Here is a 17,768-nt window from a genome sequence, read left to right as displayed (position 1 = left end):
TGGGCGACGCTGTCACGGTACCAGGCGCGTAACGTGTGGTGGGACACGCCAAGAAGCTCTCCGACTTCCTCGTACGCGCGTTGCCGTGAGCAGGACTCCAGACGGACCATCTCTAGGACTTGATGGACCGCCTTCTCCTTGAATTCGGCGGAATACTTTCTGGGCATAGTGCCAATCCTTCCTTAGCAGAGGTAGGAACTAAACCCAGGACGCTTCAGAGCTAGCTCCATATAACGCAGCCCGCGCCGAAGCCGCACAACCATCGCAGACCAAGCTGTGGCCGTGCCGGGGGCTTTACTCTGCCACCGCAGAGTAAATGGGGAGCGTGGACCGCCGTGGTGCCTACGCTGTCGCCGCAGAGTGCCACCCGGTTGAATATTCGGGCAATGGCTAGGCGGACACTCTCTGCCGCGCGATCGCCTGGCGTTGCTGCTGCCCCCCCCCCGATTCACGCGTGCTGGCGCACCGCCCAACCCCGCGTGCAGTCAGTAGGGCGGCTATTTGACGAGATCTCCGTGACGAAGATGCGGTCCCGAGGGGACCGTGAATTCGTCACCCCCTTCTCGTCAAACACACATAGCGACGGTGAAACTCACGTCATTCTCGTCAAACACACGGAACCACACCACACCGGACGGCGGAGCCAGCTGCAGGCCGCCCTGAGTCGGCAACCACTCACTCCACCCCGCCCACCGCAGAATATGATCTCACCTGCCAGGGGCGCGCCGGCAACTTTCGGTCCCTATCAACACAACAGCCTCGAAAACCACCCCGCGTTAACGGTTCTTGATTATGCTGTGCTCAAACCCCCAGTTCGCCCCCAGTCTGGCAGCAGCAGTGCAGTACAACACAAGGAGACCACAATGAGTGCCCCGAAGATCCGCGCAACGTCCATCGCCCTCGCCGCCTCGCTCGCCGCTGCCGGAGTGGTTGCAGCACCTCTCGAGTCGTCGGCCTCCGAAGTAATCGTGAAGGGTGACAAGTGCACCTTTAACTACTCCGGCGACCTGGGTACTCCCTACACGAAGGTGCGCACCCGTACTATGACGAAGGCTCAGGCGCAGAAGGAGCTCGACCGGATCATCGCTAAGGAGAAGGCGTACCTGGATAAGGGCGGCAAGCGCCCGGCTACTGGTTCCTCGGAGGGGATTGATGACTACCTCGAGGTAAACGGAGCCGGGTCCTACCTGGCACCGGGCCTACGTGCGTGCATCAAGGGGCGCAACCTCTCTTACGACGAGTCGGAGTGGCAATCAGGGCTGTTCTATCCTGACGGCTCCCCAATGCCGGCGATGATCCTCTGGCCCACGCTTCTCGCGCTTCTCGTCGTGGGCGGGGTAGTCGGTGCCGCGTGGCCGCAGATCGCGCCGATGCTTCCGGCGGAAGTCACCGCGCTTATTCCGTAGCCGCGCACCACTCCGTTCCATCCGCTAGTATGTGCGAATAGTCGACTAGCTGAAAGGAGTGGCATGGCAGATCAACAGCGCCGCTACACCGAGGTCGAGACGGAGGGGCACCCCGACCTCGACCCTGACTTTCCTCCCTACAACCCTCGGCACGACAGCGAGGCGCTCCTCCTCTCCGCGCTTTTGTGGGCAGGTCAGCGCGGCGATCTCCAGACCGTCAACGAAGCCCTCAATATCGTCGAGGCGGGAGATTTCTACCGCCCTAACTACGCCAAGATCTTCAGGGCGATCCAGGAGCGTGCCGCGGAGGATCGCCCGACCGATTCAGCAACGGTGATCGCCACGCTGAGCGCCAAGGGCGCGAAAGACGGGATGACTACGCGCGACACCACCGAGCTCATGGCCACGCTCCTCGGCCTCCAGGCGAACGACCTGCTCGCCGCCGAGTACGCGCGCCAGGTCCTCTCTCTGTCGTACCGGCGCCAGTTTCGCCGCATGGTGCAGCGGCTCGCGCAGATCGCGGACGAGGCGCCCGAGGACGAGCTGTTTGCGCAGCTCGTCGCGCAAGGCAAGCAGCAGCGCGCGGCGTGGGAGCGGTTTGCTTATAGGCGCCACCCTGCTCCCGGCAGCCACGCCTCAGCTCGGAACTCCCGCTCCCGGCCGGAGAGCGGGTCGGTGAAGCCGAGGTAGACGGACGTGAGCAGCATCGGTCGGGAGAAGTCTTCGGTGCCGAAGGGGCGAATGGTGGGGTAGATGGGGTCGCCAAGGATTGGGGCACCGGCGGCGCACATCTGGATGCGCAGTTGGTGGGTCTTGCCGGTGACGGGCTCGAGGAGGTAGCTGGCCAGCGGCTCTGGGGTGGAATAGGTGGTGGCGAGGGAGGGGGACAAGGGGGCGTCGATAAGCGAAATCTGCGTGACGTGCGTGGTGGCATTGGGCGTGCCGGGGACGAGCGTGGCGGCGACGTCGCCGGTGACTTTGTGGATGCGGTGGCGCCACGTGGTGGGCGAGATCGGGCGGTGCGGCGCGATGGCGGTGTACTGTTTGCGCACCTCGCGGCGGGCGAAAAGCTCCTGGTAGGGGCCGCGGAGCTCGCGGCGTTTGGTGAAGAGGAGGAGGCCGGACGTCATGAGGTCGAGCCGGTGCGCCGGGGTGAGCTCCTCGTTGCCGGTCGCGCGGCGGAGGCGGACCGTGGCCGTTTCGGTGATGTGGGCGGCGCGCGGCATCGTGGCGAGGAAGGGCGGCTTGTTGATGATGAGGATGTCGTCGTCCTCGAACACCGTCGTGATCCGGTACGGGACCTCGCGCTCCGGGGCGGGGCGGCGGTAGAAGAAGACGTCGGTGCCGGGGGCGAGAACCTGGTCGGCGGCGATGGGCTGGCCGCTGCGCAGCACGACCTCGCCGTCGGCGAAGCGGCGCGCCACGGCGTCGGGGGTGTCCTCGGGGTGGCGGTGGCGCTGACTCGCGATGACTTCCGCGAGGAACCCGAAGGCGGTGAGCGGCGCGTCGGTCTCCGGCACGCGGACGCGGGAAGCGCCGAGGCCGTCGCGCGGGGGCAACGGCGGTGCGAGCTTGCTCTTTTTGCGGGCCATAGTATGTAGTAGCGTATCCGGCATGGACATTGGAGCAATGCTAGACCCAATTTTGCAGTTCTTTTCCGAGGGGATCGGTAAGGGCATCGCTGACCTGTTCAGGTTCCTGTACGAGGTCTTCTTCCCCGCCAACGCGGACGCCGCCGAGAAGGTTGAGCTTCCGCAGTAACGGCGACTGCACCCCCGCCACCGCGCTACACTGAGGATATAACCAGTTCCCCAATCGAAAGGGCGGAGGCTATGAGCCGCGAAGAACGAGAAAACCTGGAAGACCGCGAAGACATCGTCGTTGTCGCCGTGGATGGCAGCCCCGCATCGCAGACTGCGGTGCGCTGGGCGGCGAACACCGCCATGAAGCGAGGCATCCCGCTGCGTCTGGCCTCCAGCTACACCATGCCCCAGTTCCTCTACGCGGAGGGTATGGTTCCGCCGCAAGAGCTTTTCGACGATCTCCAGCGCGAAACCCTGAAGAAGATCGACGAGGCCCGCGACATCGCCCTCGAGGTGGCGCCGGACATCAAGATCGGCCACGCCGTCGCCGAGGGCTCCCCGATTGACATGCTGCTGGAGATGTCGCGTAGCTCCACGATGGTGGTCATGGGTTCCCGCGGCCTGGGCGGGCTGTCCGGCATGGTCCTGGGCTCCGTCTCCGGCGCTGTCGTTTCCCACGCGTCCTGCCCGGTCGTGGTGGTGCGCGAGGACAACAACGTCACTGACGCCAACAAGTATGGCCCGGTTGTTGTCGGCGTCGACGGTTCTGAGGTGTCCCGTCGCGCCGTTGAGTACGCCTTTGAGGAGGCGAACGCTCGCAAGGCGGAGCTCGTAGCGGTGCACACCTGGATCGATACGCAGGTGCAGGCGCCGGGTGCCGGTTTCGCCGTGGACGATGACCGCTGGGCGGCCGTGCAGAAGGAAAAGGCCGAAAAACTCGAGGAGTACCTGGGCACGCTGCGTGAGCAGTTCCCCAACGTCGAGGTGCGCACCCTCATCACCCGCGACCGGCCGGTCCGGGCGCTGACGGAGGCGTCGGAAGGCGCTCAGCTCCTGGTCACGGGCTCGCACGGCCGCGGTGGCTTCAAGGGCATGCTGCTCGGTTCCACCTCGCGCGCGCTGCTGCAATCCGCTCCGTGCCCGATGATGGTGGTCCGCCCGGAGGAGTAAGGTCTAGCGGTCCTCATATAAGCCGGGCATAATGGGAGGGCGAACGAAGGTACGCACGAATACGAAGGGAATTTTCTCACTATGACTCTGTCTATGGGCTTCATCGCCTGGATCATCATCGGCGGCATCGCGGGCTGGATCGCCTCCAAGATGCAGGGCCGCGACGCGCAGATGGGCATCGGTCTGAACATCGTCGTCGGCATCGTCGGCGGCCTCATCGGTGGTTGGGTCCTCGGCCTGTTCGGCGTTGACGTCGCCGGCGCCGGGTTGTTCTTCAGCTTCCTCACCTGCCTGCTGGGCGCGGCGATCCTCCTTGGCATCATCAACGCGGTGACCAACAAGCGCAAGTAGCGCTAGATCACGATTCGCCCCCGGATCGGCCTGCGGCTTTCCGCGGCGCCGCCGGGGGCTTTCGCATGCGCGGGGTGAAAGATATGCCCGGCCGACTGGAATGTACGTACCGGTTTGTCTATATTGAGACCAGACGCAATGACCGGAGGAAGTGAGGACGCAACGTGAGCAGTGGCACGGCGAAAAAGAAGACGACGACTCGTCGCCGCAACCGCCCGAGCCCGCGGCAGCGCCTCCTCGACGCGGCCACGAAACTCTTTACCGAGGAAGGCATCCGCGTCATCGGCATCGACCGGATCCTGCGCGAGGCCGACGTGGCGAAGGCGTCCCTGTACAGCCTGCTCGGCTCCAAGGACAACCTGGTCATCGCCTACCTGGAGCGCTTGGACGAGCAGTACCGGCAGCGGTGGGAGGAGCGCGCGGTCAAAGCCTCGAGCGCGGACGAGAAGGTCCTCGCCTTCTTTGACATGGCCATCGAGGCGGAACCGCAGCGCGAGTTCCGCGGCTCCCCGTTCCTCAACGCGGCGATGGAGTACCCGCGCCCCGACACCGAGTCGGAGCAGCGGATCGTGCAGACCTGCCTGAACCACCGCACCTGGATGCACGACACCCTCACGGAGCTGCTGAGCAACAAGAACGGCTACGACTCCTCGAACCAGGCGGACGAGCTGCTCATCTTCCTTGACGGCGGGATGTCGGGCGCGCGCCTGCTGCGCGACGTCGCACCGCTGCGCAAGGCGCGCGACCTGGCGGAAAGCCAGCTCGGCGCGCCGCCCGCAGACTACTCCATCTGATCCTGCTTCTGGCGCTTCTTGTCCCGCGCGAGCTGGCGGCTCGCCTCGTTGCGCGCCTTCTGGAGTGCCTTCCGCTCCTGCTTCTCGCGCGCTTTTTCCTGCTTGCGCTCGCGCTTCTCGGCGCGCAGCTCGCGGGCGATTGCGCCCGCCTCACCCGGGTGGCGCAGCGCGCGCAGGCGCTTCGCGCGGCGCGACCGTCTGCGCTCCTTGCGCGCGGCGCGCAGCTCCTCGGCCTTCTGCTTCGTCTCCGCCCAGAACTCGCGGTGCAGCGCCTCCGCCGGGTAGCGGCGGACCGTCCAGGCCCAGAAAAGGATCGTCTGCGTCATCGTCCACAGGTTGCCCGTGACCCAGTACAGCAGCACCGCGATCGGGACGATGCCGGAAAGCCCGGCGGAGATGAGGCTCAGGGCGACGAGCGGAATGGCCCACCACAGCAGGCCGTAGGACTTCCGCGTCATCGCGTTCTCCCAGTCCAGCGTGGAGCGGTTGCGCATCTGCGAGATCGCAAGGTTGGAGCAGGTGAAGATGACGGCGGCGATCACCATGGGCAGGGCCACGGCCCGCACCTGCGCCTCCGTGGTGCCGAGAGCGGCGAGGTGTTCTGGGGGCATGGCCATGTAGGCGGGGAGGGGGGCGTCGAAAAGCGAAGCTGCCCGGAACGTCTCGAGGTCCTGCGGGGTGAGGATGCCGATGGTGTGGTTGTCGCCGTCCGTGGGCACGGCCATCCAGCGCAGCAGGCGGTAGAGGCCGATGAACACCGGGAACTGGATGAGCGCCGGGATGCAGCCAGCGAGCGGGTTGTAGTTGTGCTCGTCCTGGACCTTCTTCATGGCCTGCTTCTCCGCGGCGATGGCCTCCGGCGAGGTGGCGTCGGCGTACTGCGCCTTGATGCGCGCGAGGTGCGGCCTGACCAGGAAGCCGACGCGGCTGATGCGGTATTGCTGCAGCGCAAACGGCATGATGAGCGCGCGGACCGTGACCACGAGGAGAATCACGGAGGCGACCCACGCGGCGGAGGGGCCCATGCCCAGGACGTCTGCAAGCAGCCAGTGCCACAGCTTAATCACCGCAGAGACCGGGTAGACCAACATTTCCAGCATGCTGAGCAAGCGCCCCTTTCGTAGCGTCGTTCGCAGTGCCGCGCGCGAGCGGTCGTGGGTTAATGTTATGCCATGCCCGCAGCCCCTCACCGCATCAGTGCCTCACAGGTCATCGGGGAACTCCTGCTCACCGCAGGCGCCCTCCTCCTCCTGTTCGCGTTCTACGAGTCGTTCTGGACCAACATCGCCTCCGGCGAGAAGCAGCATGAGGCGCAGCAGAAGCTCGAGCTGCAGTGGGGCGACGGCTGGGTCAACCCGCGCGAAGCGAAAGCGCCGGCGCTTGGCGACGCCTTCGCGCGCATGTACATCCCCGCCTTCGGCCCCGACTACGAGTTCGCCATCATCGAGGGCGTGCAGGAACAGGAGCTGCTCGTCGGGCCGGGCCGCTACCCGGACACCCAGATGCCCGGCGAGAACGGCAACTTCGCCGTCGCCGGCCACCGCGTGGGCAAGGGCGCGCCCTTCAACGACCTGGGCGGGCTCAAGGCTTGCGACGCCATCGTGGTGGAAACCCAGACCCAGTGGGTGACCTACCGCGTGCTCCCCATGTCGCAGCAGCCGGACGAGCGCCGCGCCGAGACCGCGGACTGCCTGCCGGGCGAGATGAACGAGCGGGTGGCCACCGGTGACTACGGCAAGGTGCAGGGGCGCCACATCACGGTGCCCGGCGACATCGACGTGGTCAACCCGATGCCGGAGACGAAGTCCATGGAGGTGGTGGACGGCATGGAGGGCATCATGACGCTGACCACCTGCCACCCGCAGTTCTCCAACGCGGAGCGCATGGTGGTCCACGCGATGCGCACCGAGGTCCTGCCGAAGAACCCGGAGGGCAACACCCTCCCGAGCGCGATGTCGGAGGTGAAGTAGCGCATGTACGCATTCCTCTGGCGCAAGCTGCCGGGCAACACGTGGGTCAAGGCCCTCATCACCGTCGTCGTCCTGGTCGCGGTGTTCTTCCTGCTGATGGAGGTCGTGTTCCCGTGGATCTCGGCGATGATGCCGTACAACGACGTCGCCGTCTAGCGCCGTCGAGCGCCGTCTAGTCCGTCCAACGCGGCACCGGCGGCACCCACCGCTCCAGCCTGTCCAGCAGCTCGTCCGGGTCGTCCGCGACGACGAGGTGGTCGCGGTCCGTCTGCCGCACGAACCCGTTGCGCACCATGTGGTCCACCATGTCCAGCAGCGGCTGCCAGAACTCGCTGTCAAGCAGCCCGATTGGCTTGGAGTGCAGCCCGAGCTGCTGGCTCGTCCATTCCTGGAACAGCTCGTCCAGCGTGCCCGTCCCGCCGGGCAGCGCCACGATCGCGTCGCCCTGCTGGCTCATCATTGCCTTGCGCTCCGCCATCGAGCCGACCAGCTCGAGCCGGTCCAGCCCGTCGAATTTGAGCTCGTAGTTGGCCAGCTGCGTGGTGAGCACGCCGAGCGAGGAGCCGCCGCTTGCCGACGCCCCCGCGGCCACCGCTCCCATCACGCCCACCTTGCTCCCACCGTAGACCAGGGTAGCGCCGCGCCGGGCGAGTGCCTCGCCGAGCAGGCGGCCCTGCTCGAGGTATTCCGGGCGCTTGCCGGGGTTGGCCCCGGCGAAGACGGTGACGGCGCGCAGCCGGCGCGGGCGCAGCGCCGGGAAGATCCGCGAGGCGAGCAGGGGCGCGATCTGCCGGTCGCCGGGCGCCTCCGGGTCGATCCAGGCGGCCTCGGCGATCTCCGCCGCGGGCGCCGGCGCGGCGGGCGGAGTGGGGTGCACGTACACGGTCGAGGTGACGGTGTGCCCCGGTTCGTTCGACGCCTCCGCGCTGAAGCGGCCCAGGTAGCTCAGGCGGGAGCGGTCGACCTCCACGCCGATCTCCTCGCGCGTCTCGCGCAGCGCGGCGTCCAGGGTGCTTTCGCCGGGCTCGAGTTTGCCGCCCGGCAGCTGGTAGCGAGGGCTGGAGTGCTTGCGCACGCACAGCACCCGCCCTTCCGCGTCGCGGAAGACGATTGCGGCGACGATGATCTCTGCGAGTGGCTGGTCTGGGGGCGTTACGTGTTCGGTCACAGGCCCAGGGTAGCGATGACTTGCTCCGCCACGTGTTGTGCCTTCACCGACTCGTCCTGGTTGGTAAACACGGTGACGGCGTGAGAGCCCTTGGCCACCGAGTATGCGGCACCGATCCGGTCGGGGACCTCGCCGCCGCCGTGTCGCCCGCCGTTCCACCCGACCGGCTGGTCCGCGGGCGAGGTGTACGCGATCGGCGTGGCCCAGTCCACCACCTGCATCGCCGCCTCCGGGCTGTCCATGTGGCGCACCACCACCGTCAGCTGCGGCTCCTCCGGGTAGGACCAGAACTGGCAGGCGGGCGTGTCGAAGCGTTCGTCGATGCCCACGCCCGTGACGCGCTGCCCGTTGGTCTGCGCCACCCACTCCGTATCCAGGTAGGGGCAGTCGACCCACCCGTTGCGGTCCGTCGCCGGCAGCGCCTCGACGGGCAGCCCGGAGTCTGGCGCGGCCGCTTCCGTTGGCTCCCCACCCGCGCTGTCTGCGCTGTCCGGGCTGTCCTCGCTACCGCTGCCGCACGCGGCGAGCGCGAGACCGGTTGCCACGAGCACGGGGGCCATCCACACAGTGGGTAGTGTCAAACGCATGAGCTCTAGACTAGCCAGCGCGGCGCAGCCGACCGCAGACGTGCCGGACAACAAGGCGCTCGACACCGGCATCACGGTGCTCGCCGTGTGCCTCGTGCTCGTCTCCCTCGGCGCGCTGGCCCGGATGCCGCTGAACCTGGCGCTGCTGCAGATCCTCCTGGTCTCCTCTTTCTCCTTCGTCCTGTTCTACGGCATGGTGGAGATGCACCGATGGGGCCGCTGGATGCGCGGCCTGTGGTGCCTCGCGCTCACCGCGGTCTGGGTCGCGGATATGACCATCTCGCCGGTCGCGGTCTACTGGGTCTTCATCCTCTTCTTCGTCTTCCTCCGCGTCTTCAACAACTGGCGCGGCCTCCTCCTCGTCGCCGCCGGTCTCATCATCTCCGTCCTCATCCAGATCCCGGGCGGGCTCACCCTCGGCGGCGTCCTCGGCCCGGTCCTTTCCGCCGCGGTCGTGGTGGCCATCAACTACGCGTTCACCACCATCGGACGGGTGAGCAAGGAGCGGGAGGCGCTTATCGACGAGCTGCTTTCCACCCGCGACAAACTGGTCGCCACCGAGCGCGCCGCCGGCGTGGCACAGGAGCGCGAGCGCCTCGCGCACGAGATCCACGACACGGTGGCGCAGAACCTGTCCTCGATCCAGATGCTGCTCCACGCCGCCGAGCGGGACCTCGCGGGCCTGGACGTCCCGGCCGAACAGCTGGAGGCGCCGCTGAAGCGGATGGAGACGGCGCGCCGGGCGGCGTCCAACAACTTGGCGGAGACGCGGGCGATGATCGCGGCGTTGGCGCCGGCCCCGTTGAGTGAGACGTCGTTAAGCGATGCCCTCACCCGCATCGCGGGCGACCTGGAGACGGCGAGCGACATGCGCATTGAGATCGACACGGACGGGGAGGCGCAGCAGCTGCCGATGCGCACCGAGGCCGGGCTGCTGCGGATCGCGCAGGGGGCGATGGCGAACGCGGTGAAGCATTCGGGCGGGACGCGGATGCGGGTGACGCTGACGTACGGAGCGGGGGAGGTGCGCCTGGACGTGGTGGATAACGGTCACGGGTTCGACACGGAAGCGCAGGCGGAGCAGCCCGCGGGGCTGGGGCACCTGGGGCTGGACGCGATGCGCTCGCGCGCCGCGGAGCTGGGCGGGGAGCTGGTGGTGGAGTCCGCGCCGGGTGGACCTACGGCGCTTTCGGTCGCGGTACCGAGTAATGTCAATCAAAAGAATGATGCGGCCAACCGCATCGACGAAGATAAGGACGAGGTGAACGATGATCCGGGTGCTGCTGGCCGATGACCACGAAATTGTGCGGCTCGGGCTGCGCTCCGTGCTCGAGGCGGCGGAGGACATCCGCGTCGTGGGTGAGGTGGCGACCGCCGAGGCCGCAATCGCGACCGCGCAGGCGGGCGGCATCGACGTGATCCTGATGGACCTGCGCTTCGGCGCCGGGTCCGAGGGCGCGCGGGTGACCACGGGCGCGCAGGCGACGGCAGAGATCCGCTCCAGCATGGCGACGCCGCCGAAGGTGCTGGTGGTGACCAACTACGACACGGACGCGGACATCCTGGGCGCGATCGAGGCCGGCGCGGTGGGATACTTGCTCAAGGACGCGCCGCCGGAGGAGCTGCTCGCCGCGGTGCGCTCCACCGCGCGCGGCGACGCCTCACTGTCGCCGGTCGTGCGCGACAAGCTGGAGACGCGCGACAGGGCGCCGCGTTCCTCGCTTACGCCGCGCGAGCTGGAGGTGCTGCAGCTGGTGGCCGAAGGCTCCTCGAACCGGGAGATCGGCCAGCAGCTCATGCTGTCGGAGGCAACGGTGAAGTCGCACCTGGTGCACATCTACGACAAGCTGGGGGTGCGCTCGCGGACGTCGGCGGTGGCGTCGGCACGCGAGCAGGGGGTGCTGTAACCCCCAAGAGCTCCGAGAGCCCCGAGGCTTAGCGGGACTTCTTGGCGATCTCCGCGCCGAGTGTGTCCAGCTCCTCCTCCACGGTGCCGTACGCCAGGCGGCGCTGCTCCGGGTTGAGGTGCTCCGCGTCGCGCACGTTGCGCGCCAGCTCATTGAGGCGCACCTTCGCGTCGCCGGAGAAGCCAGACGGCAGGTTGTCGGCGGACTCGACGGAGGTACGCAGGGCGTCAATACGCGCCTTGAGCTCGGCGCCGCGGCCGGAGTGGCGCGCGAGGTCCTGCGGGTTGACGCCCAGATCGGCGGCGCGGGAGTTCATGCGGTTCTGCTGGTAGGAGGTGTACGCCTTGTACGCCAGCGGCAGCAGGATGGGCACGAGGATGCGCGACGCGCCGACCCACTGCTTCGCCTTCTTCTGCGTAAAGCCGGTCTGCTCGATGCGCTTCAGGTGCGCCTCGGCCAGCTGCTTCTCGTGCTTGCGCTTGCGCTTCAGGCCCTTCTTCTCCTCCTTGATCAGGCGCTTTTCTGCCTTGTCCAGCAGCTTCGCCGTCTTCTGATCGGCCTTCGCCTGCTCCTTGGCCATCTTGCGGGCGCGCGCCTCGGCGGCCTTGATCTCCGCCTTCGTCCTCGCGCGGGCCTTGCGGATCGCTTCAAAAACTCCCATTGGGGTGGTGCTCCTTGGTCGTGTCGTTTTTCGCTGTCCCGATCTTACCCGCCGTCCAGGTAATGTGGTCCATATTGTGAATGAGCCGTTTCAGGTCCGTCCCGCGGACCTCGTGGGATGCAGGTTCCGGTTGCGCCAGCGTTGGGCGCACCCGGAGATCGGTCCAACCCCGAGCGGCGAGTCCCGCCAGGCGCAGCTCGAGGCCGCCCGCGAACTCGTCTTCGCCGCGCTGCCCACGAAGCGGGCGGTTGGCGACGGCCGCCGGAAAGCCTTCGTCCGCGTCGACCTCCCGCCGGCCACGACCCCTACCGAGCTGCTCAGCCGCGACGCGGAGACGCGGGCGGCGATGCGCCGCGGCGCCAACCTGATCACGCGCGCGGTCCTCTGCGGCACACTCGAGGGGATCCGCGTGGTGGACGAGATCGACGTGCTCGTGCGCACCGACGACGGCTACCTCCCCGTCATCGTGTCCAACCACCGCGTCGCGCGCAAGGACCCGGAGTCCAGCACGCGGATGGTGCCCACCGGCCGGCTCGGGCTGGGCAAACCGCTCGCGGTGCGCGCCAAGCCGCGCCACCACACCATCGACGGCTACCGCCTCGCCATGGCGGAACTCCTGCTCGGCGACTCCGCCACCGGCCTCGGCGCGAGCATCGGCCAGGACCGCGAGCGCGCCTACCTCGGCGAGGTCACCCGGTTCGTGCCGCCGATGCTGCGCGCGCTCGGCGCACCGATCCCGGACGAGCCGCTGCGCCTCAAACAGTGCGCGGGCTGCCGGTTCTGGCAGCTCTGCGAGCCGCGCCTGCGCGAGCTCGATGACATCTCGCTCGTCTTCTCCGGCGGCCGGGGCGACGCGTGGCGCGACAAGGGGATCGTCACGGTGCAGGGGCTTATCGACGCCTCCTGCGGCGAGGCGTCGGTAATCGCCCGCTCCTGGCGCGAGGGTATCCCGGTGCTGCGACGCCAGGGGCCGATCCGCGTGCCGCGCGCCGACGTGGAGATCGACGTGGACATGGAGGCGTACCTGGACCAAGGCGCCTACCTGTGGGGCGCGTACGACGGCGCGGTGTACCGCGCGTTTGTCACTTGGGACGACGTGGGCGGCGAGGCCGAGGAACGCAACTTCACGCAGTTCTGGCGCTGGCTGATGGGCGTGCGCGACGCGGCGCACGCGGCGGGCAAGACGTTTGCGGCCTACTGCTACGCGGCGGGCGGCGAGAACCACTGGATGAAGTCATCCGCCAAGCGCTTCGACTCAGTGGAGCTGGCCGAGGTGCAGGCCTTCATCGCTTCCGACGAGTGGGTGGACGTGTTCGCGCACGTGCGCACGCACCTGGTGGGCACCGACGGGCTGGGCCTCAAAGTCCTCGGGCCGGTGGTGGGATTTACCTGGGAGGACGACGACGTGGACGGCGAGGTCTCCGTGGCGCTGCGCCGCGCAGCGCGGGAGGGCGGCGTCGACGGCGCGGCGGCGCGGGAGACGCTGCTGCGCTACAACGAGGACGACTGCCGGGCCACGCGCGCCGTGCGCGAGTTCCTCGACGCGGGCGCGCCGGGCCTGCCGCTACTCTGAGCGCTTCTCCGCCACGGCGAGCGCGACCGCGATGGCGATGAGCGCGCCCAGCATCGCCGCGAGCACGGCCACGAACCCCGCCCACGGCAGCGCCTCAAACGCCTGGCCCGTCGCCGCCCCCAGCAGCGACGAGCCCATGTAGTAGCAGAACACGTAGAGGCTCGACGCCTCCGCGCGGTCCTTCTCCGCAATCAGCCCTACCCAGCCCGACGCCGTGGAGTGCAGGGCGAAGAAGCTGGCGGTGAAGATAAGCAGCCCCACCAGCGTGACGATGAGGTTGCTACTGGAACCGATGAGCGCGCCGGTGAGCATGAGCACTGCGGCGGCGAGCACGACCCGGCCGCGACCGAAGCGGGAGACGAAGCTGCCCGCCCGCGCGCTCGACCACGTGCCGGACAGGTACATCACGTAGGTCAGGCCTGCCAGCGACGGCGCGAGCCCGAAATCATTGATGGCGCGGAACCCGAAAAAGTTGTACATGGACACGAACACGCCCATGGCGATGAACGCGGTGGCGACCAGCCCGACCAGGCGCGGGTTGCGCAGGTGGCCGGCCACGGCGCGGACCTCGGCGCCCGGGCGGATCGATGCCTTCGGGCGGAAGTTGCGCTGTTCCGGCAGCAGAATGGCGGTGGCGACGGCCAGGGCGAGGCTCACCGCGGCGCTCGTGGCCAGCGCCCAGCGCCAGCCGGTGACCTCGAGCATGAACGCCGGGATGAGGCGGCCGGTCAGCCCGCCGACCGAGGTGCCCGCGATGTAGAGCCCCATCGCGCCGGCGAGGTCGCGCTCGTCCAGCTCCTCCGACAGCCACGCCATCGCCACCGCGGGCGTGCCCGCGAGCAGCGCGCCCTGGAGCGAGCGCAGCACCACGAGCTGCTCGATGCTCTGCGCTAGCGGCAGCGTCAGCCCGAGCGCGGTGGCGGCGAGCGCGGAGATGACCAGCACGCGGCCGCGCCCGAACTTTTCCGACAGGATCGACGCCGGCACCACGCACACCGCGAGCGCACCCGTCGCGGCGGACACGGTGAGCGCGGCGGTGGACGGGTCGATCCCCATCTCGTGCGTGAGCGTGGGCAGCAGCGCCTGCGTGGCGTAGAGCGAGGAGAAGATCGCCAGGCCGACGAGGAGCATGCCTATCGACGCCCTGCGATACTCAATCGTGCCCTTCCTCATAAGGACTTATGGTCCACCTTTTTGCGCGCTCCCGCAACGGTTTCGCCGGATTTCCTGTGGCGTGCCCATAAAAAACCGCGCCGGCCACGCGGGTGCGTGGTCGGCGCGGGGTGCGGCGTCTTACTCGGGCCTTACTAGGACCTTACTTGGACGCAGCTGTGAGGCGCTCGTTGACGTCGTCCCAGTTGACGACGTTCCACCAAGCCTTGACGTAATCAGCCTTGACGTTCTTGTACTGCAGGTAGAACGCGTGCTCCCACATGTCCAGCATGAGGACCGGGGTGAAGTCAACGGAGATGTTGCCCTGCTGGTCGGTCAGCTGCTGGATGATCAGGCGGCCAGCGATGTGGTCGTAGCCCAGGACGGCCCAGCCGGAGCCCTGCAGGCCGGTGGCGACGCCAGCGAACTGCTTCTGGAATGCCTCGAAAGAACCGAAGTCGCGGTCGATGGCCTCGGCGATTGCGCCGGTCGGGTTGCCGCCAGCGTTCGATGCCATGTTCTTCCAGAAGATGGAGTGGTTGGTGTGGCCACCCAGGTTGAACGCGAGGTTCTTGGACAGCGCGCGCAGCTTGTCCGGGTTTGCCTCGCCGTTGCGCTCAGCCTCGAGGGCCTCGAGCGCAGCGTTCGCGCCAGCGACGTAAGTTGCGTGGTGCTTGTCGTGGTGCAGCTCCATAATCTCCTTGGAGATGTGGGGCTCCAGCGCGTCGTATGCGTACGGGAGTTCCGGAAGCTCGTAAACAGCCATTGTGCTAAATCCTTTCGTCAGCTTGTGATGACGTGCCCCATAGTAGACAAAAACTCATTTCGTGCAATGAAAATATCCGTGGAATTTCCGGGGCCCAATTGTTAGTTATTAGACACATGGGATTCCTTTTTACACTGACACCTGAGCTCGTTCCGGCCGACCAGACGCTGCCCGGCCGCGCGGAGCCGCTGCTGCCAAACCCCCAGCCGCACGCCGTGCTGGGCACCCCGATTACCGGGCCGTGGAAGCCGGAGCAGCGCCGCTTGCGCATCGCCATTGGCTGCTTCTGGGGCGTGGAGAAGATGTTCTGGGAGCTCGACGGGGTGGAGTCCACCTCCGCGGGCTACGCCGGCGGGCAGACCCCCAACCCAACCTACGCCGAGGTGTGCGGCGGCAGGACCAACCACGCGGAGACCGTCGAGGTGGTCTACGACCCGGAAACGATCAGCCTGAAGGACCTGGTGCGCACCGCGCTCGAGGCGCACGACCCCACGCAGGGCTACCGCCAGGGCAACGACCACGGCACCCAGTACCGCTCCGCCTTCTACCCGGACACGGAGGAGGAAGCGGAGCAGATCCGGCAGTGGTGCGACGAGTACGGCCGCCAGCTCAAGGAGGCCGGCTACGGGGACATGACCACCGAGGTCCGCGCGGACGTGGACTACTACCTGGCGGAGGAACAGCACCAGCAGTACCTGCACAAGGTGCCCAACGGCTACTGCCCGCACCACTCCACCGGCGTCGCCTGCGGGATCTAAGCGCGCAGCTTCGTCGCGTCTGCCGCAATCCACCGGTTGATGCGCTCCAGCTCGGCGTTGGTGAGCCCGCCGTCGAGCACCTTGTTCCACGCCGCGACGGTCTCGGCGTGGTAGTTGTGCCCGTGCGGGGCGGCGAAGTCCTTGGAGTTGATCTGGTCGATACCCACCTGCCAGAAGGTGACAAACGGCCACCAGCGCAGCGTGTCCAGCACGTCTAAGTGCTGGGCGGCGGGGGCGGGGACCCCGCGCGATCCGGGCTCCTTGAGCCAGTCGGGGGCCCGCCACAGCAGGCTCCAGTCCCACCACACGATGGGGTCCGAGGCGTGTTGGGCGAAGACGGCGCGGGGGAACTCCCACGGGGCGTCGTACTCGTTGCCCGCATAGTCGTGGTCCAGGTGGTCGGGGTGGGAGATGAAGCGGAAGTGGCGGCCGCCGTCCACGACGGGGAGGCGCTGCGGGCTGCCCTCTTCGCGCCGTCGCGTCAGTGCCGCGTGAGCGGCGCAGAACGCCGGCGCCCCCGTGAACACGCCGCCGGAGGTGCGGGCGAGCAGCTCCTCGGGTGCGTGGAAGGCGTCGGCGACGCCGTAAGCGCCGAGGGACTCTCCGCCGACGTAGAGCTTGGGCTGGCGGTGGGCGTCGAGAAGCGAAATGCGCTCGGAGATCGCATTGATGAGGATGCGGGAGGACTGGACGGCGGATTCGCGGTCCGCCATGTAGGAGTAGAGCGACGGGACGTAGGAGTACTGCATGGCCACGATGGCGCAGTCGCCGCGCGCGACGAACTCGAAGCCGGAGGTGTGGAAGTCATTGATCCAGCCGGTGCCGGCGGCGGAGAGGACCGCGATGTGGCGGCGCGACCAGGCGTCGGTGCGGTCCATCTCGCGCAGGGCGGCGGCGGCCATCTCTTCGTAGGAGCGGCTGCGGTTGCCGTCGCGAAGCGCGATGAAGATGCGGATCGGCTCCTTGACCTTGTCGGGGGATTCGCCCAGGACCAGACCGATGTCGCGCTTGCGCGGCCCGCCCGCGACCACCGCGCGGCCCTGGCGGCCCATCCTGCGCCACGCCTCGCCGGACGCGGGCGAGCCCGTGCGCTCCGGCTCGCGCGGCTGCGCGGCGCCCGGGAGGAACTGCCGGTTAAGCTCTTCCGCCTCCTTGTACACGTTGGAGAGGAAGTTGCGCACCACCAGGCGATCCGTGAACAGGTAGGCGCCCGCGCCCACCGCGAGAATTGCCAGCGGCCACGAGGTCACGGGCGGGAGGCGGCGGCCGAAGACGGCGTTGATGCGGTCGACGGAGGTCTGCAGGGCCTCGCCAAGCAGCAGTGTCGCGCCGTACCCCAGCGTGCCCACCGCCAGGCCGGCCACCGTGTCGGCCGCCCGCACCGGGCGCGGGTTCTCCACCAGGCGCTCCTGCCGGGCATGCACGCTTAACGACGCCCCGTAGGCCGCCATCGTCATCGAGCTCATCACAATGCGCGCCGGGTTGGCGTGACGCCCCCGCGGCCCGCTCGTCCCGCAGGCGCGCGCGACGCTGCCCACACCCGAGCCGATCATGTGCCCGACGGCCTGGCAGATCGCCACGTTCGCGGCGGTGGTCCACCAGCGGCGGGGCAGCAGCGAGGGCGCGACCGCGCCCCACGAGGCGATCTCCGCGCCGATCACCCCGGAGCGGAAGTTGTTGGGCAGGCGGCGCAGGCCCTGCAGGCGGACGATGGGGGAGAGGTCCGCGAGGATTTCCACGGCGGCGAGCGGGGCGGCCAGCACGCCGTGGCGGTCGAAGCTGTACCGGCCGCGGGCGCGCCGCACGGCCCGACGCGCCGAGTCGATACCGGCGGTGAGGCGGGAAAGGGGCGCGGTGGCGTCGATAAGCTTGGGTGTGCCCATGCCCAGCATTATGACAAAGTTTCTCCGGTCGCGCGGGGG

At 68.1% G+C, this 17,768-nt stretch carries 21 protein-coding genes; 12 read left to right on the top strand and 9 right to left on the bottom strand.

All coding sequences use genetic code 11. The annotated features are described in order from the left end of the window. The coding region (locus FPP74_RS10950; protein WP_144718483.1) for a transposase at positions 1–167 on the bottom strand (167 nt) is incomplete at its 3' end. Between the two features lie 696 nt (positions 168–863). Between FPP74_RS10950 and FPP74_RS10945 the strand changes: the two genes are divergently transcribed. Both FPP74_RS10945 and FPP74_RS10940 read left to right on the top strand, forming a co-directional pair. Beyond that, complete coding sequence (locus FPP74_RS10945; protein ID WP_144718481.1) at positions 864–1,406, top strand: hypothetical protein; 543 nt, start codon at positions 864–866, stop codon at positions 1,404–1,406. A gap of 63 nt (positions 1,407–1,469) precedes the next feature. Continuing rightward, positions 1,470–2,096: a DnaB-like helicase N-terminal domain-containing protein gene (locus FPP74_RS10940; protein ID WP_095547922.1), complete on the top strand. Its 627-nt coding sequence runs from the start codon at positions 1,470–1,472 to the stop codon at positions 2,094–2,096. Here FPP74_RS10940 and FPP74_RS10935 read toward each other — a convergent pair. Continuing rightward, complete coding sequence (locus FPP74_RS10935) at positions 2,009–3,085, bottom strand: pseudouridine synthase (RefSeq protein WP_370511808.1); 1,077 nt, start codon at positions 3,083–3,085, stop codon at positions 2,009–2,011. The genes FPP74_RS10940 and FPP74_RS10935 overlap by 88 nt on opposite strands. Here FPP74_RS10935 and FPP74_RS12310 point away from each other — a divergent pair. The 4 genes from FPP74_RS12310 (at position 3,021) to FPP74_RS10920 (ending at position 5,304) form a co-directional block, all read left to right on the top strand. Further along, positions 3,021–3,167 (top strand): hypothetical protein, encoded by a 147-nt coding sequence (locus tag FPP74_RS12310; RefSeq protein WP_186439437.1) that lies wholly within the window; start codon positions 3,021–3,023, stop codon positions 3,165–3,167. The two genes, FPP74_RS10935 and FPP74_RS12310, sit on opposite strands and share 65 nt — an antisense overlap. A 71-nt stretch (positions 3,168–3,238) precedes the next feature. After that, entirely contained in the window at positions 3,239–4,159 is a 921-nt protein-coding gene (locus FPP74_RS10930) for a universal stress protein (RefSeq protein ID WP_144718479.1), read from the top strand. Positions 4,160–4,240: 81 nt separating this feature from the next. Then, positions 4,241–4,510 carry a GlsB/YeaQ/YmgE family stress response membrane protein gene (locus FPP74_RS10925; protein ID WP_095535964.1) on the top strand — a complete coding sequence of 90 codons (270 nt, stop codon included), beginning with the start codon at positions 4,241–4,243 and terminating at the stop codon, positions 4,508–4,510. Positions 4,511–4,674: 164 nt separating this feature from the next. Next, a complete protein-coding gene (locus FPP74_RS10920) occupies positions 4,675–5,304 on the top strand; it encodes a TetR/AcrR family transcriptional regulator (protein ID WP_144718477.1) in 630 nt (209 codons plus the stop codon). Here FPP74_RS10920 and yidC read toward each other — a convergent pair. Then, the gene (gene yidC / locus FPP74_RS10915) at positions 5,292–6,404 is read right to left on the bottom strand and encodes a membrane protein insertase YidC (RefSeq protein WP_144718475.1); all 1,113 of its coding nucleotides are present in this window, start codon (positions 6,402–6,404) and stop codon (positions 5,292–5,294) included. The genes FPP74_RS10920 and yidC overlap by 13 nt on opposite strands. A gap of 72 nt (positions 6,405–6,476) precedes the next feature. Between yidC and FPP74_RS10910 the strand changes: the two genes are divergently transcribed. After that, the gene (locus tag FPP74_RS10910) at positions 6,477–7,274 is read left to right on the top strand and encodes a class E sortase (RefSeq protein ID WP_144718473.1); all 798 of its coding nucleotides are present in this window, start codon (positions 6,477–6,479) and stop codon (positions 7,272–7,274) included. A gap of 3 nt (positions 7,275–7,277) precedes the next feature. Next, entirely contained in the window at positions 7,278–7,430 is a 153-nt protein-coding gene (locus tag FPP74_RS12305) for a hypothetical protein (protein ID WP_095278866.1), read from the top strand. 16 nt (positions 7,431–7,446) lie between these two features. On the opposite strand, the gene FPP74_RS10905 is transcribed toward FPP74_RS12305, so the two are convergent. Together FPP74_RS10905 and FPP74_RS10900 are read right to left on the bottom strand one after the other, a co-directional pair. Continuing rightward, on the bottom strand, positions 7,447–8,442 hold the full coding sequence (locus tag FPP74_RS10905) for a TIGR00730 family Rossman fold protein (RefSeq protein ID WP_095537426.1): 996 nt from the start codon (positions 8,440–8,442) through the stop codon (positions 7,447–7,449). Beyond that, a complete protein-coding gene (locus FPP74_RS10900) occupies positions 8,439–9,029 on the bottom strand; it encodes a DUF2020 domain-containing protein (RefSeq protein WP_144718471.1) in 591 nt (196 codons plus the stop codon). Before FPP74_RS10900 ends, FPP74_RS10905 begins: the two co-directional genes overlap by 4 nt. Between FPP74_RS10900 and FPP74_RS10895 the strand changes: the two genes are divergently transcribed. Beyond that, on the top strand, positions 9,028–10,323 hold the full coding sequence (locus FPP74_RS10895; protein WP_095546271.1) for a sensor histidine kinase: 1,296 nt from the start codon (positions 9,028–9,030) through the stop codon (positions 10,321–10,323). The genes FPP74_RS10900 and FPP74_RS10895 overlap by 2 nt on opposite strands. Next, entirely contained in the window at positions 10,298–10,936 is a 639-nt protein-coding gene (locus tag FPP74_RS10890; protein ID WP_095278870.1) for a response regulator transcription factor, read from the top strand. Before FPP74_RS10895 ends, FPP74_RS10890 begins: the two co-directional genes overlap by 26 nt. Before the next feature lie 28 nt (positions 10,937–10,964). On the opposite strand, the gene FPP74_RS10885 is transcribed toward FPP74_RS10890, so the two are convergent. After that, positions 10,965–11,597 carry a DUF6474 family protein gene (locus tag FPP74_RS10885; RefSeq protein WP_095537430.1) on the bottom strand — a complete coding sequence of 211 codons (633 nt, stop codon included), beginning with the start codon at positions 11,595–11,597 and terminating at the stop codon, positions 10,965–10,967. Positions 11,598–11,673: 76 nt separating this feature from the next. Here FPP74_RS10885 and FPP74_RS10880 point away from each other — a divergent pair, with 76 nt between their 5' ends. Continuing rightward, complete coding sequence (locus tag FPP74_RS10880) at positions 11,674–13,170, top strand: TM0106 family RecB-like putative nuclease (RefSeq protein WP_255456137.1); 1,497 nt, start codon at positions 11,674–11,676, stop codon at positions 13,168–13,170. Here FPP74_RS10880 and FPP74_RS10875 read toward each other — a convergent pair. Together FPP74_RS10875 and FPP74_RS10870 are read right to left on the bottom strand one after the other, a co-directional pair. Continuing rightward, the gene (locus tag FPP74_RS10875) at positions 13,162–14,343 is read right to left on the bottom strand and encodes an MFS transporter (protein WP_255456136.1); all 1,182 of its coding nucleotides are present in this window, start codon (positions 14,341–14,343) and stop codon (positions 13,162–13,164) included. The two genes, FPP74_RS10880 and FPP74_RS10875, sit on opposite strands and share 9 nt — an antisense overlap. A gap of 142 nt (positions 14,344–14,485) precedes the next feature. Beyond that, on the bottom strand, positions 14,486–15,088 hold the full coding sequence (locus FPP74_RS10870) for a superoxide dismutase (RefSeq protein WP_144718467.1): 603 nt from the start codon (positions 15,086–15,088) through the stop codon (positions 14,486–14,488). A 116-nt stretch (positions 15,089–15,204) separates the two neighbouring features. Here FPP74_RS10870 and msrA point away from each other — a divergent pair, with 116 nt between their 5' ends. Next, positions 15,205–15,846, top strand: a complete 642-nt coding sequence (msrA, locus tag FPP74_RS10865; RefSeq protein ID WP_144718465.1) for a peptide-methionine (S)-S-oxide reductase MsrA — start codon at positions 15,205–15,207, stop codon at positions 15,844–15,846. Here the strand turns inward: msrA and FPP74_RS10860 are convergent. Beyond that, a complete protein-coding gene (locus FPP74_RS10860; protein WP_095547948.1) occupies positions 15,843–17,729 on the bottom strand; it encodes an alpha/beta-hydrolase family protein in 1,887 nt (628 codons plus the stop codon). The genes msrA and FPP74_RS10860 overlap by 4 nt on opposite strands. Between the last annotated feature and the right edge of the window lie 39 nt (positions 17,730–17,768).

The sequence above is a fragment of the Corynebacterium sp. NML180780 genome (assembly GCF_007786415.1).
Classification (GTDB): Bacteria; Actinomycetota; Actinomycetes; order Mycobacteriales; family Mycobacteriaceae; genus Corynebacterium; species Corynebacterium gottingense.
This window is presented reverse-complemented; position numbering and strand designations above follow the sequence as displayed.

Coding starts and splice junctions, on each gene's coding strand:
- FPP74_RS10875 (WP_255456136.1), bottom strand. CDS start 14,343: ATGAGGAAGGGCACGATTGAGTATCGCAGGGCGTCGATAGGCATGCTC.
- FPP74_RS10885 (WP_095537430.1), bottom strand. CDS start 11,597: ATGGGAGTTTTTGAAGCGATCCGCAAGGCCCGCGCGAGGACGAAGGCG.
- FPP74_RS10930 (WP_144718479.1), top strand. CDS start 3,239: ATGAGCCGCGAAGAACGAGAAAACCTGGAAGACCGCGAAGACATCGTC.
- FPP74_RS12305 (WP_095278866.1), top strand. CDS start 7,278: ATGTACGCATTCCTCTGGCGCAAGCTGCCGGGCAACACGTGGGTCAAG.
- FPP74_RS10910 (WP_144718473.1), top strand. CDS start 6,477: ATGCCCGCAGCCCCTCACCGCATCAGTGCCTCACAGGTCATCGGGGAA.
- FPP74_RS10870 (WP_144718467.1), bottom strand. CDS start 15,088: ATGGCTGTTTACGAGCTTCCGGAACTCCCGTACGCATACGACGCGCTG.
- msrA (WP_144718465.1), top strand. CDS start 15,205: ATGGGATTCCTTTTTACACTGACACCTGAGCTCGTTCCGGCCGACCAG.
- FPP74_RS10935 (WP_370511808.1), bottom strand. CDS start 3,085: ATGCCCTTACCGATCCCCTCGGAAAAGAACTGCAAAATTGGGTCTAGC.
- FPP74_RS10940 (WP_095547922.1), top strand. CDS start 1,470: ATGGCAGATCAACAGCGCCGCTACACCGAGGTCGAGACGGAGGGGCAC.
- yidC (WP_144718475.1), bottom strand. CDS start 6,404: ATGCTGGAAATGTTGGTCTACCCGGTCTCTGCGGTGATTAAGCTGTGG.
- FPP74_RS10860 (WP_095547948.1), bottom strand. CDS start 17,729: ATGGGCACACCCAAGCTTATCGACGCCACCGCGCCCCTTTCCCGCCTC.
- FPP74_RS10890 (WP_095278870.1), top strand. CDS start 10,298: ATGATCCGGGTGCTGCTGGCCGATGACCACGAAATTGTGCGGCTCGGG.
- FPP74_RS10945 (WP_144718481.1), top strand. CDS start 864: ATGAGTGCCCCGAAGATCCGCGCAACGTCCATCGCCCTCGCCGCCTCG.
- FPP74_RS10900 (WP_144718471.1), bottom strand. CDS start 9,029: ATGCGTTTGACACTACCCACTGTGTGGATGGCCCCCGTGCTCGTGGCA.
- FPP74_RS12310 (WP_186439437.1), top strand. CDS start 3,021: ATGGACATTGGAGCAATGCTAGACCCAATTTTGCAGTTCTTTTCCGAG.
- FPP74_RS10925 (WP_095535964.1), top strand. CDS start 4,241: ATGACTCTGTCTATGGGCTTCATCGCCTGGATCATCATCGGCGGCATC.
- FPP74_RS10895 (WP_095546271.1), top strand. CDS start 9,028: ATGAGCTCTAGACTAGCCAGCGCGGCGCAGCCGACCGCAGACGTGCCG.